Origin of the sequence: Pseudomonas jinjuensis (assembly GCF_900103845.1) — a bacterium.
Lineage (GTDB): Bacteria > Pseudomonadota > Gammaproteobacteria > Pseudomonadales > Pseudomonadaceae > Pseudomonas > Pseudomonas jinjuensis.
The window spans coordinates 243406-256729 of sequence record NZ_FNIJ01000008.1 but is presented as its reverse complement, the minus strand read 5'-3'; the positions used below and the strand labels follow the sequence as shown (position 1 = coordinate 256729).

Annotated in this window: 9 protein-coding genes; 8 read left to right on the top strand and 1 reads right to left on the bottom strand. The window is 65.6% G+C overall.

The window, feature by feature from the left end:
• The first annotated feature begins 71 nt into the window (after positions 1–71).
• The 8 genes from BLR75_RS26875 to moaA all read left to right on the top strand — a co-directional run bounded on the left by BLR75_RS26875 (position 72) and on the right by moaA (position 11670).
• Positions 72–1367 (top strand): nitrate/nitrite transporter, encoded by a 1296-nt coding sequence (locus BLR75_RS26875; protein ID WP_084309559.1) that lies wholly within the window; start codon positions 72–74, stop codon positions 1365–1367.
• A 12-nt stretch (positions 1368–1379) separates the two neighbouring features.
• The gene (locus tag BLR75_RS26870; protein WP_084309560.1) at positions 1380–2786 is read left to right on the top strand and encodes a NarK family nitrate/nitrite MFS transporter; all 1407 of its coding nucleotides are present in this window, start codon (positions 1380–1382) and stop codon (positions 2784–2786) included.
• A 63-nt stretch (positions 2787–2849) separates the two neighbouring features.
• Positions 2850–6620: a nitrate reductase subunit alpha gene (locus BLR75_RS13785; RefSeq protein ID WP_084309561.1), complete on the top strand. Its 3771-nt coding sequence runs from the start codon at positions 2850–2852 to the stop codon at positions 6618–6620.
• A gap of 11 nt (positions 6621–6631) precedes the next feature.
• Positions 6632–8167, top strand: coding sequence for a nitrate reductase subunit beta (gene narH, locus BLR75_RS13780; RefSeq protein WP_084309562.1), 1536 nt, complete (start codon positions 6632–6634; stop codon positions 8165–8167).
• Positions 8168–8172: 5 nt separating this feature from the next.
• On the top strand, positions 8173–8913 hold the full coding sequence (narJ, locus tag BLR75_RS13775; RefSeq protein WP_084309563.1) for a nitrate reductase molybdenum cofactor assembly chaperone: 741 nt from the start codon (positions 8173–8175) through the stop codon (positions 8911–8913).
• A gap of 3 nt (positions 8914–8916) precedes the next feature.
• Positions 8917–9603, top strand: a complete 687-nt coding sequence (narI, locus tag BLR75_RS13770; protein ID WP_084309564.1) for a respiratory nitrate reductase subunit gamma — start codon at positions 8917–8919, stop codon at positions 9601–9603.
• A gap of 95 nt (positions 9604–9698) precedes the next feature.
• Positions 9699–10517, top strand: a complete 819-nt coding sequence (locus BLR75_RS13765) for a peptidylprolyl isomerase (RefSeq protein WP_084309565.1) — start codon at positions 9699–9701, stop codon at positions 10515–10517.
• Positions 10518–10680: 163 nt separating this feature from the next.
• A complete protein-coding gene (moaA, locus tag BLR75_RS13760; protein WP_084309566.1) occupies positions 10681–11670 on the top strand; it encodes a GTP 3',8-cyclase MoaA in 990 nt (329 codons plus the stop codon).
• Between the two features lie 499 nt (positions 11671–12169).
• On the opposite strand, the gene BLR75_RS13755 is transcribed toward moaA, so the two are convergent.
• Complete coding sequence (locus BLR75_RS13755) at positions 12170–13210, bottom strand: DUF2157 domain-containing protein (RefSeq protein WP_084309567.1); 1041 nt, start codon at positions 13208–13210, stop codon at positions 12170–12172.
• Positions 13211–13324 lie beyond the last annotated feature (114 nt).

The following is a 13324-nucleotide window of genomic DNA, read 5'->3' as shown; positions in this document are numbered from 1 at the left end:
CGGCCATCAAGGGGGTGATGAGGGCCCTTACATAGGGTGCGCGCAACGGCGGTCAGGAAGAGAGATTAGCCATGTTGTCCCATCGTCAGAAACAGTACTCCGTGCTTGGAATGAGCACACTCTCGTTCGCGGTGAACTTCGCCGTGTGGACGATGTTTTCGATCATCGGCATCCGCATCAAGGAAGAGTTGGGGCTGAGCGAGGCGCAGTTCGGCCTGATGGTCGCGCTGCCGATCCTCACCGGCTCGATCATCCGCCTGCCGCTGGGTCTGCTCACCGACCGCTTCGGCGGACGCATCGTGTTCTTCGTGCACATGCTGCTGGTGGCGATCCCGATCTACGGCCTGGCCTTCGCCAGCCTGTACTGGCACTACCTGGTGCTCGGCCTGTTCGTCGGCCTGGCCGGCGGCTCCTTCGCAGTGGGCATTGCCTACACCTCGGCATGGTTCGAGAAGGAACGCCAGGGCACCGCCATGGGCATCTTCGGCGCGGGCAACGCCGGCGCGGCGATCACCAACCTGGTGGCGCCGATGATCGTGGTCGCCTTCGGCTGGCGCATGGTGCCGCAGATCTACTCGGTGGCGATGCTGGTCACCGCGCTGCTGTTCTGGTTCTTCACCTTCACCGACCCGGCGCACGTGAAAGGCGCCACCCAGGCCGCCGACCGGCCGACCCTGGCCAAGCAGTTGGCGCCGCTGGCCGAGCTGCGGGTGTGGCGCTTTGGCCTGTACTACTTCTTCGTCTTCGGCGGCTTCGTCGCTCTCGCCCTGTGGCTGCCGAAGTACTACATCGCCGAGTACGGCCTGGACCTGAGGACCGCATCCTTCATCACCATGCTGTTCACCCTGCCATCGGGCCTGATCCGCGCCCTCGGCGGCTGGTTCAGCGACCGCTACGGCGCCCGCTCGGTGAACTGGGGCGTGTTCTGGATCTGCCTGGTCTGTCTGTTCTTCCTCTCCTATCCGCAGACCACCATGACCATCCATGGCATCAAGGGTGATGTCAGCCTGGGCATCGGCCTCAACGTCTGGGTGTTCACCTTCCTGGTGTTCATCGTCGGCATCGCCCAGGGCTTCGGCAAGGCCAGCGTGTACCGGATCATCCACGACTACTACCCGCAGAACATGGGTACCGTCGGCGGCATGGTCGGCGTGATCGGCGGCCTCGGCGGCTTCATCCTGCCCATCCTGTTCGGCTACGCCGCCGACCGCATCGGCGTGCGTTCCTCCTGCTTCATGTTGCTGTTCGGCCTGACCGTGATCTGCATGGTCTGGATGCACTACGCGATCAAGCAGCAACGGCGCATCGACGGCCTCGCCGCGGCCGAAGAAGTCGATTTCCCCAAATCCCTTACTGCCAATAATTGAGGAAGTGCCGTCATGGGCATGATCGCCAACAACCAACTGAAAACCGCGCGGGGGCCGCTGCTGATCGACTGGCGCCCGGAGGATGCCGAATTCTGGGCCGCGTCCGGCAAGAACATCGCCACGCGCAACCTGTGGATATCGATCCCCGCGCTGCTCCTGGCCTTTTCCGTGTGGATGGTATGGAGCACGGTGACCGTGCGCCTGAACAGCGTCGGCTTCGCCTTCAGCAATGACCAGCTGTTCATGCTCGCCGCGCTGCCGTCGATCTCCGGCGCGACCCTGCGCATCTTCTATTCCTTCATGGTCCCGGTATTCGGCGGCCGCCGCTGGACGGCGCTGTCGACCGCTTCGCTGCTGATCCCCTGCCTGTGGCTGGGCTACGCCGTGCAGGACCCGACCACTCCCTACTGGGTGTTCTGCGCCATCGCGCTGCTCTGCGGTTTCGGCGGCGGCAACTTCGCTTCCAGCATGTCCAACATCAGCTTCTTCTACCCGAAGAACCAGCAGGGCACCGCGCTCGGCCTGAACGCCGGCCTGGGCAACCTCGGCGTGTCGGTGATGCAGTTCGCCGTTCCGCTGGCGGTGGCCGGTGGCCTGTTCGGCAGCTTCGGCGGCGAGCCGCAACAGCTCTCCGACGGCAGCCGCCTGTGGCTGCAGAATGCCGGGCTGATCTGGGTCCCGTTCATCAGCGTGGTGGCCATCGCGGCCTGGTTCGGCATGCATGACATCGCCGACGCCAAGGCTTCCTTCAGCGAGCAGGCGGTGATCTTCAAGCGCAAGCACAACTGGCTGATGTGCTGGCTGTACGTGGCCACCTTCGGCTCGTTCATCGGCTTCTCCGCCGGCTTCGCCATGCTCAGCAAGACCCAGTTCCCCGACATCAACCCGCTGCAGTACGCCTTCCTCGGCCCGCTGGTGGGCGCGCTGAGCCGTCCGCTCGGCGGCTGGCTGGCGGACAAGTTCGGCGGCGCGCGCATCACCCTGTGGAACTACGCAGCGATGATCGGCGGCGTGCTGGCGGTGATTTCCTTCCTGCCGGGTGCAGGCGGACAGGGCAGCTTCTTCGGCTTCCTCGGCGCCTTCATCCTGCTGTTCTTCTTCGCCGGCATCGGCAACGGCTCCACCTTCCGCATGATCCCGGTGATCTTCCGTGGCGAATGGGCAAAGCGCGTGCAGCACGGCCAGGCCACCGCGACCCAGGCCCAGCGCGAGGCGGGCAAGGAATCGGCGGCGGTGATCGGCTTCAGCTCGGCCATCGGCGCATTCGGCGGCTTCTTCATTCCCAAGGCGTTCGGTACTTCGCTGGCCATGACCGGCAGTGCCGAGGGCGCCCTCTACGTGTTCATCGCCTACTACGTGACCTGCATCGTCGCCACCTGGTGGTGGTATGCGCGCAAAGGGGCGGAGAGCCCGTGCTGACCGATTCCGATTGAGCCTGCTTCGCTTTTTTACGCCCGACGTAGATCGGGTGAGGAGATATAGATGAGTTACCTGCTCGACCGCCTGCAGTTCTTCAAGAAAAAGCAGGGTGAGTTCGCCGATGGCCACGGCGAGGTCACCAACGAGAGCCGCGCCTGGGAAGGTTCCTACCGCCAGCGCTGGCAGCACGACAAGATCGTGCGGTCCACCCACGGGGTGAACTGCACCGGTTCCTGCTCGTGGAAGATCTATGTGAAGAATGGCCTGATCACCTGGGAAACCCAGCAGACCGACTACCCGCGCACCCGCGCCGACCTGCCCAACCACGAACCGCGTGGCTGCCCGCGGGGCGCCAGCTACTCCTGGTACATCTACAGCGCCAACCGCCTGAAGTACCCGAAGGTGCGCAAGCCACTGCTCAAGCTGTGGCGCGAGGCGCGCGCGGTGCACAACGACCCGGTGGCCGCCTGGGCGAGCATCGTCGAGGACAAGCAGAAGGCGCACAGCTACAAGAGCCAGCGCGGCCTGGGTGGCTTCATCCGTTCCAGCTGGGACGAGGTGACCGACATCATCGCCGCGGCCAACGTCTACACCGCCAAGACCTACGGCCCGGACCGGGTGATCGGCTTCTCGCCGATCCCGGCCATGTCCATGGTCAGCTACGCCGCCGGCGCCCGTTACCTGTCGCTGATCGGCGGCGTGTGCCTGTCCTTCTATGACTGGTACTGCGACCTGCCGCCGTCCAGCCCGCAGATCTGGGGCGAGCAGACCGACGTGCCGGAATCGGCCGACTGGTACAACTCCAGCTACATCATCGCCTGGGGCTCCAACGTCCCGCAGACCCGTACCCCGGACGCGCACTTCTTCACCGAAGTCCGCTACAAGGGCACCAAGACCGTTTCCGTCACTCCGGACTACTCCGAGGTGGCCAAGCTCACCGACCTCTGGCTCAACCCCAAGCAGGGCACCGACGCCGCGCTGGGCATGGCCTTCGGTCACGTGATCCTCAAGGAATTCCACCTCGACAAGCCGAGCGCCTACTTCGTCGACTACTGCCGCCAGTACACCGACATGCCGATGCTGGTGCTGCTCGAACCGCACACCGACGGCGTCTACAAGCCGACCCGCTACCTGCGCGCCGCCGACCTCGCCGACAACCTCGGCCAGGACAACAACCCCGAGTGGAAGACCATCGCCCTGGACGAAACCAGCGGCGAACTGGTCTCGCCGACCGGCGCCATCGGCTATCGCTGGGGCGAGTCGGGCAAGTGGAACATCGCCGAGCTGGACGGCAAGAGTGGCGGCGAGACGCGCCTGAAGCTGTCGCTGATCGACGGCGCGAAGAACGCCTGCGACGTCGGCTTCCCGTACTTCGCCGGCCAGGAACACCCGCACTTCAAGGGTGTGGCCAACGACGAGGTGCTGGTGCGCCGCGTGCCGTTCCGCGAGATCACCGGCGCCGAGGGCAAGACCATTCGCGTGGCCACCGTCTACGACCTGCAGATGGCCAACTACAGCGTCGACCGCGGCCTCGGCGGCGCCAACGTGGCGTCTTCCTACGACGACGGGGAGACTCCCTACACCCCGGCCTGGCAGGAACGCATCACCGGCGTACCGGCGGCCCGTGCGATCCAGGTCGCCCGCGAGTTCGCCGACAGCGCGCACAAGACCCGCGGCAAGGCCATGGTGATCATCGGCGCGGCGATGAACCACTGGTACCACATGGACATGAACTACCGCGCAGTCATCAACATGCTGATGATGTGCGGCTGCATCGGCCAGAGCGGCGGCGGCTGGGCACACTACGTCGGCCAGGAAAAGCTCCGCCCGCAGACCGGCTGGGCGCCCCTGGCCTTCGGCACCGACTGGAGCCGGCCGCCACGGCAGATGAACGGCACCAGCTTCTTCTATATGCACAGTTCGCAGTGGCGGCACGAGAAGCTGTCGATGCACGAGGTGCTATCGCCACTGGCTGACACCGCCAAATTCCCCGAGCACGCGCTGGACTACAACATCCGCGCCGAACGCATGGGCTGGCTGCCGTCTGCGCCGCAGCTGAACCGCAACCCGCTGCGCATCGCCGCCGATGCCGAGAAGGCCGGCCTGTCGGTGCAGGACTACGTGGTACGCGAGATCAAGAGTGGCAACCTGCGCTTCGCCAGCGAGTCGCCGGACGATCCGCAGAACTTCCCGCGCAACATGTTCATCTGGCGTTCCAACCTGCTCGGTTCCTCGGGCAAGGGCCACGAGTACATGCTCAAGTACCTGCTCGGGGCGAAGAACGGCGTGATGAACGAAGACATCGGCAAGTCCGGTGGCCCGCGTCCGACCGAAGTGGACTGGGTCGACCAGGGCGCCGAAGGCAAGATCGATCTGGTCACCACCCTCGACTTCCGCATGTCCTCCACCTGCATGTACTCGGACATCGTCCTGCCCACTGCTACCTGGTACGAGAAGGACGACCTCAACACCTCCGACATGCACCCCTTCATCCACCCGCTGTCGGCAGCCACCGACCCGGCGTGGGAAGCCAAGAGCGACTGGGAAATCTACAAGGCCATCGCCAAGAAGTTCTCCCAGGTAGCGGTCGGCCACCTCGGCGTGGAGAAGGACCTGGTCACCGTGCCGCTGCTGCACGATACCCCCACCGAACTGGCCCAGCCGTTCGGCGCAGACGGACTCGACTGGAAGAAGGGCGAGTGCGATCCGGTTCCGGGCAAGAACATGCCGACCTTGCATCTGGTCGAGCGTGACTACCCGAACACCTTCAAGAAATTCACTTCCCTTGGCCCGATTCTCGACAAGGTCGGTAACGGCGGCAAAGGCATCGGCTGGAACACCGAGAAGGAAGTGAAGCTGCTCGGCGACCTCAACCACCGCATCACCGAACAGGGCGTCAGCCATGGCCGGCCGCGCATCGAGAGCGCCATCGACGCCGCCGAGGTGATCCTCGCCCTGGCGCCGGAAACCAACGGCCAGGTGGCGGTGAAGGCCTGGGATGCGCTGTCGAAGATCACCGGTCGCGACCACACCCACCTGGCGATTCCGAAGGAAGAGGAGAAGATCCGCTTCCGCGACGTCCAGGCGCAGCCGCGCAAGATCATCTCCAGCCCGACTTGGTCCGGCCTGGAAGACGAGCACGTCAGCTACAACGCCGGCTACACCAACGTCCACGAGCTGATCCCGTGGCGCACCATCACCGGCCGCCAGCAGTTCTACCAGGATCACCCGTGGATGCAGGCGTTCGGCGAAGGCTTCGTCAGCTACCGGCCGCCGGTGAACACCCGCACCACCGACCAGCTGCTGAACCACAAGCCGAACGGCAACAAGGAGATCGTCCTCAACTGGATCACCCCGCACCAGAAGTGGGGCATCCACTCCACCTACAGCGACAACCTGATCATGCTCACCCTGTCCCGCGGCGGGCCGATCATCTGGATGAGCGAGAACGACGCGGCGAAGGTCGGCATCGTCGATAACGACTGGGTCGAGGTGTTCAACGCCAACGGCGCGGCGACCTGCCGTGCGGTGGTCAGCCAGCGCGTGAAGGACGGCATGGTGCTGATGTACCACGCCCAGGAACGCATCGTGAACGTGCCCGGCAGCGAGACCACCAAGACCCGCGGCGGCCACCACAACTCGGTCACCCGCGTGGTGCTCAAGCCGACCCACATGATCGGCGGCTACGCCCAGCAGGCCTGGGGCTTCAACTACTACGGCACCGTCGGCTGCAACCGCGACGAGTTCGTCGTGGTGCGCAAGATGGCCAAGGTCGACTGGCTCGACGGGCCGAACGGCGACGCCCTGCCGCAACCGCTGCCCCAGGATATTTGAGGAGATACGCCATGAAAATTCGTTCGCAAGTCGGCATGGTGCTGAACCTCGACAAATGCATCGGTTGCCACACCTGCTCGATCACCTGCAAGAACGTCTGGACCAGCCGTGAAGGCATGGAATACGCCTGGTTCAACAACGTCGAAACCAAGCCGGGCATCGGCTATCCGAAGGAATGGGAAAACCAGGAGAAGTGGAAGGGCGGCTGGAAGCGCAATTCCGACGGCTCGATCACCCCGCGCATCGGCGGCAAGTTCCGCGTGCTGGCGAACATCTTCGCCAACCCGGACCTGCCGGAGATCGACGACTACTACGAGCCCTTCGACTTCGACTACCAGCATCTGCACACCGCGCCGAAATCCGAACACCAGCCCACCGCGCGGCCGCGTTCGCTGGTGTCCGGCCAGCGCATGCAGAAGATCGAATGGGGTCCGAACTGGGAGGAAATCCTCGGCACCGAATTCGCCAAGCGGCGCAAGGACAAGAACTTCGACCAGGTCCAGGCGGACATCTACGGTGAGTACGAAAACACCTTCATGATGTACCTGCCGCGCCTCTGCGAGCACTGCCTGAACCCGGCGTGCGTGGCGTCCTGCCCGAGCGGCGCGATCTACAAGCGCGAGGAGGACGGCATCGTCCTGATCGACCAGGACAAGTGCCGCGGCTGGCGGATGTGCATCTCCGGCTGCCCGTACAAGAAGATCTACTTCAACTGGAAGAGCGGCAAATCCGAGAAGTGCATCTTCTGCTACCCGCGCATCGAGGCCGGCCAGCCGACCGTCTGCTCGGAAACCTGCGTGGGCCGCATCCGCTACCTTGGCGTGCTGCTGTATGACGCCGACCGCATCCACGAAGTGGCGAGCTGCGAGAACGAGCGCGACCTGTACAAGAAGCAGCTGGAAATCTTCCTCGATCCGTTCGACCGCAAGGTCATCGAACAGGCGCGCAAGGACGGCGTGCCGGACAGCGTGATCGAAGCCGCGCAGAAGTCGCCGGTGTACAAGCTGGCGATGGACTGGAAGCTGGCCCTGCCGCTGCACCCGGAATACCGCACGCTGCCGATGGTGTGGTACGTGCCGCCGCTGTCGCCGATCCAGAACGCCGCCGCTGAAGGACATATCGGCGTCGACGGGGTGATCCCGGACGTCGAGTCGCTGCGCATCCCCGTGCAGTACCTGGCCAACCTGCTCACCGCCGGCGATACCGAGCCGGTGCTGCTGGCGCTCAAGCGCCTGCTGGCGATGCGCGCCTACAAGCGCTCCGAGCATGTGGAAGGGCGCCAGGACCTCGACGTGCTGGCCAAGGTCGGCCTGACCGTGGCCCAGGTGGAAGAGATGTACCGCTACCTGGCCATCGCCAACTACGAGGACCGCTTCGTCATCCCCACCGCGCACCGCGAAGAGGCGCTGTCGGATGCCTTCGCCGAGCGTTCCGGCTGCGGCTTCAGCTTCGGCAACGGCTGCTCGGGCAACTCCGGGGTCAACCTGTTCGGTGGCAAGCCGGTGGACAAGCGCAACGTCATCCAGACCGTGCAGATCCAGGAGTGAGCGCCATGACCGATCACAGCCAACTGCTGAAACTCATGGCCCTGCTGCTCGACTACCCGCGCGCCGAAGTGCGCGCGGAGAGCCTGGCGCTGCACGGCCTGATCCGCATGGCCGATCTGCCGGAAGCACAGCGCGACGGCCTCGCCGCGCTGCTCGCCGAACTCTGCCAGGGCGACCTGATGGATGTGCAGGCGTGCTACGACGGCCTGTTCGAGCGCGGCCGCTCGCTGTCGCTGCTGCTCTTCGAGCATGTGCATGGCGAGAGCCGTGACCGCGGCCAGGCGATGGTCGACCTGCTCGAACGCTACACCCAGGTCGGGCTGGAAATCGACGTGCCGGAACTGCCGGACTACCTGCCGCTGTACCTCGAATACCTCTCGCTGCTGTCGCCGCTGGCGGCGCGCAGCGGGCTGGCCGAGGTGGCGCACATTCTCGCCCTGCTGGAAGTGCGCCTGGAGGAACGCGACAGCGCCTATGCCGCGATCTTCCAGACCCTGCTGGAACTCAGCGGCGAGCAGCCGGACCTGTCCGCCCTGCGCCGCGACCGCCAGCAGGAAGAGCGCGACGACAGCCTGGAAGCCATCGACAAGGCCTGGGAAGAAACCCCGGTGAGCTTCACCGAGCCCGCCGTCGGCTGCCCGTCGTCCAGCGCCCGCCGTCCTTCGCAGTCCATCGAACAACCCATGCAGTGGGTCGCCCAGCCGGTGCCGCAGATGCAGTACCGCGCAGCGAACCAGGGAGTCTGAATCATGTCGTTCAACACACTCATGTTCGGGGTCTACCCCTATGTCGCCCTGCTGATCTGCCTGGTCGGCAGCTGGGCGCGCTTCGACCTGGCGCAATACACCTGGAAGGCCGGCTCCAGCCAGATGCTGAGCAAGAAGGGCATGCGGGTGTACAGCAACCTGTTCCACGTTGGTGTGCTGTTCATCCTCGCCGGCCACTTCGTCGGCCTGCTGACCCCGCACGCGGTCTATGAGCACCTGATCAGCACCGAGCAGAAGCAACTGCTGGCGATGGTTTCCGGCGGCTTCTTCGGCGTGCTCTGCTTCATCGGCCTGAGCGGGCTGATCCTGCGCCGCCTGACCGATGCGCGGGTGCGTGCCGCCGGCAACGCCTCGGACCTGATGATCCTGGTGGTGCTGTACGTGCAGCTGATCCTCGGCCTGTCCACCATCGTCGCTTCCACCCATCACATGGAAGGTTCGGTGATGGTGATGCTGGCCGACTGGGCGCAGTCCATCGTCACCCTGCAGCCGCTGGCCGCCGCCGAGGCCATCGCCCCGGTCAGCCTGGTCTACAAGCTGCACGTGGCCCTCGGCCTGACCCTGTTCGTGCTGTTCCCCTTCACCCGCCTGGTGCATATCGTCAGTGCCCCGGTGTGGTACCTGGGCCGGCGCTATCAGGTGGTGCGGCAGAAGCGCCGCGTGGCGTGAGGTGATGGCGGATGACGCTGGCGCGTCATTCGCCCAGAGGTTCCCGTAGGGTGGATAGGCCCGCGAGGCTTATCCACCGCCTGGAGGTTATCGAGATGAGTTGTTCCCACTACAGCGAACGCGTGGAAAAGGTCGAACTGCCGCACCTGAAGGTGAACGGGGTGGAGATCGCCGAGGACGTCCTTGCCCGCGAACTGCAATACCACCCGGCCGCCAGCCATGCCGAAGCGCTGGTTGCTGCCTGCCGCGCCCTGGTCGTGCGGCAACTGCTGCTGCAACGCGCCGAGGCGCTGGGCCTGGTTGCCCTGCGCGAGAACGATGAGACCGAGGAAGAGGCGCTGATCCGCCAGCTTCTGGAACGCGAGGTGCAGGTGCCGCAGGCCGACGAGGCGAACTGCCGGACCTGGTACCAGGCCAACTCCGCACGCCTGCTCGGCCCCTGGCGGATGAGCCTGCGCCACGTGCTGCTGGCCTGCGCGCCGGACGATCTGGAGGGCCGGGCGCAACAGCGGGAAGCCGCCGAAGCGCTGATCGCCGAGCTGCGCGAGCATCCCGAGCGTTTCGCCGAGAAAGCCATGCGCTTCTCCGCCTGCCCGTCGAAGGACGAAGGCGGCGAACTGGGCTGGATCGAGCCGGGACAGACCGTCCCGGAATTCGAGAAGCGCCTGCTGCGCCGTGCGCCGGGGCTGCTGGAAACGCCCCTGGAAAGCCGCTACGGCCTGCACGTGGTGGAACTGCTGGAGCGCGAAGGCGGCGAGCCGCTGAGCTTCGAACAGGCCCGCCCGCAGATCGCCGCGCATCTGCAGGCGCAGGTGATGCAGCGGGGGATCGCCCAGTACATCGCCGTGCTGGCGGGGGAGGCGGAGATCGAAGGGTTCGCTTTCGACGGGGCGGATAGTCCGCTCGTTCAATAGCCGGCCACCCTCTCTCTGAAGGGAGAGGGACTGTACGGTGTAGCAGGCGAACTCCGATGTTTCCTTCCGCACCGCAGTAACCCCCTCTCCCTCCGGGAGAGGGCAGGGGTGAGGGAACCCGCCCACACCGATGGCAAGACACAACGCACCGGAGCACCAAAGCATGTCCCAATGGATCGACGGCTGCGGCCGCCATGTCGACTACCTGCGCCTGTCGGTGACTGATCGCTGCGACTTCCGCTGCGTCTACTGCATGGCCGAGGACATGCGCTTCCTGCCGCGCCAGCAGGTGCTGACCCTGGAAGAGATCGAACGGGTGGCGCGCATCTTCGTCGCCCGTGGCGTGCGCAAGCTGCGCCTCACCGGTGGCGAGCCGCTGGTGCGGCCGGGCATCGTCGGTCTGTGCGAGCGCCTGGCCGCGCTGCCGGGACTGCGTGAGTTGTGCATGACCACCAATGGCTCGCAACTGGTCCGCCATGCCCGCGCCCTGCACGACGCCGGGCTTAAACGGCTGAACATCAGCCTGGACACTCTCGACCCGGAACGCTTCCGCGCCATCACCCGCACCGGCGAGCTGCGCCAGGTGCTGGCCGGCATCGACGCCGCGCAGGCCGCCGGCTTCACCGGCATCAAGCTGAACGCGGTGGTGATGAAGGGCCGCAATGCCGACGAAGTCCCGGCGCTGGTGGATTTCGCCATCGAGCATGGCCTGGACATCAGCTTCATCGAGGAAATGCCGCTGGGGCAGGTGGGCCGCGAGCGCGAGGAAAGCTTCTGCTCCAGCGCAGAAGTCCGAGCCCTCATCGCCGAGCGCCATGAACTGCTGGACAGCGCCGAGCAGAGCGGCGGCCCGGCGCGCTACGTGCGGCTCGCCGACCATCCACAGACCCGCATCGGCTTCATCTCGCCGCATTCGCACAACTTCTGCTCGACCTGCAACCGCCTGCGCCTGACCGCCGAAGGCCGTCTGCTGCTCTGCCTCGGCCACGAGAACTCGCTGGACATGCGCGGCCTGCTACGCCGCCATCCGCTCGGCGACCAGCCGGTGATCGACGCCATTTACGCCGCCCTGCAACGCAAACCCGCGCGCCACGAGTTCGCCACCGGCGGCGAGGTGCAGGTGCTGCGTTTCATGAACATGAGCGGCGGCTGATCCATATCGTTCCCATGCTCCCGCGTGGGAACGCCTCCCCGGACGCTCCCGCGTCCACTCTGTCGGTGGGCTGCCCGCGTAGGGTGGATCACGCTCCACCGATCCACCATGGCCGCGCATGCGGCCCCGCAGGTGAATGAAAAAAGCCTCATCCACCCTACGTCTCTGCAGCAGAGTCAGGCGTAAGAGCGGGCCATGCCCGCGAAAGCCCGGCTCCGCCGATGTCGCGGGCATGGCCCGCTCCTACGGCGTCACCCATCTCCCATGCTCCAGACACGCGCCCACAAAGAAAAAGCCCCCGCGGCATGAGCATTGCGCGGGGGCTTACAAGGGCGAAGGGGATTGCCCTAACCGTGGTTGCCAATGGAAAACATGGATACTTCAGTCGTTGCCAACTCCTCCTGTCGCCATGTGTTGGAACCCAGCATAAGCATTGCCGTCGGCGCCGGGGATTCCCCGGAAGGGGTAGATCGGCGGCGCGAACGGGACGAGGGGCAGATCAGCGGCGCAGCGCCGGCAGGAACGCCAGCAGCGCCCCTGGCAGATGATTGCGCAGGGCGTCGGTGATGCGGTCGCGGTGCTTCTGGTAGAGGATGCCGAGGGCGATCACGCCCAGGCCGATCAGGGTCAGCGCCACCGGGAACAGCAACGAATCCTCGAACACCTCGGACGCCAGGTAACCCAGGTAGCCGGCCACGCCCAGGGCGCCGAAGACCATGAACAGCGGCCGCCGCAGCAGCACCGCAAGGCCCATCAGGCCGAGGTTGATCAGGCAGTAGAGCGCCTTGCCCAGCTCGCTGCCGCTGTCCATCAGGCTCAGTCCGCCCCAGAACGCCAACAGGCCGGCGAAATAGCCCCAGAAGGCGAAATCCCGGCGGCTGCGGCCATCCACCAGCAGGCTGGCGAGGATCAGCGCCAGGCCGAACCACAGCGACACCCAGCGCCTTTCGTCCCAGCTGAAGGGGCTGCTGTAGGCCAGCTCGGTGAGGTCCATGGACATGAACCACAGCGCCACCGCCATCGGCATGACGATGAAGGGGAAGGGCAGCAGGCGCAGCATCAGCAGGCCGGCGATCACGGTGGCGACTTCCATCAGCAGCCAGCCGCCCTGCACGTACCTGTAGTAGTCGTGATAGTCGGCCTGGGCGTCGTCCATGGGCCAGATGCCGGTCAGGCGCTCGATGGCGAACACCGCCAGCGGCGTCAGGCCCACCGCCACGGCGCCGAGCAGCCCGCCGGGGATCTGCAGCCCGCGTTGCCACAGGTTCAGCCCGGTGAGGGTGAACAGGACCATGTAGATCAGGGCGATGGCCAGCAGCGCGACGTCGCCGACGTTCATCCAGGCCTCGGTGAGCAGCCAGCCCATGGCGCCCATGATCAGCAGGGCGCCGAAGTAGTAGGCGACGTGGGCGAGTTGGAAGCTTGCGCGGCTTTCCGGTTGCTGGCGGAGGAATTCCAGCAGGCGCTGGTCCTGCCCGGGCTGGAGGATGCCGGCGGCGACGGCGCGGGCGAGGTCCTGGGCGTCGAACTTGAGGGACATGGCGGGGCTCCTTTCCCGATGGGGTAACGCTCCGGAGTGTACGCCTGCAGGCTGTACGGTAGGAGCGAGGGGGGCGGCTAGTTCCTGCTCGCGAATGAATGCCACCTCGGTTCG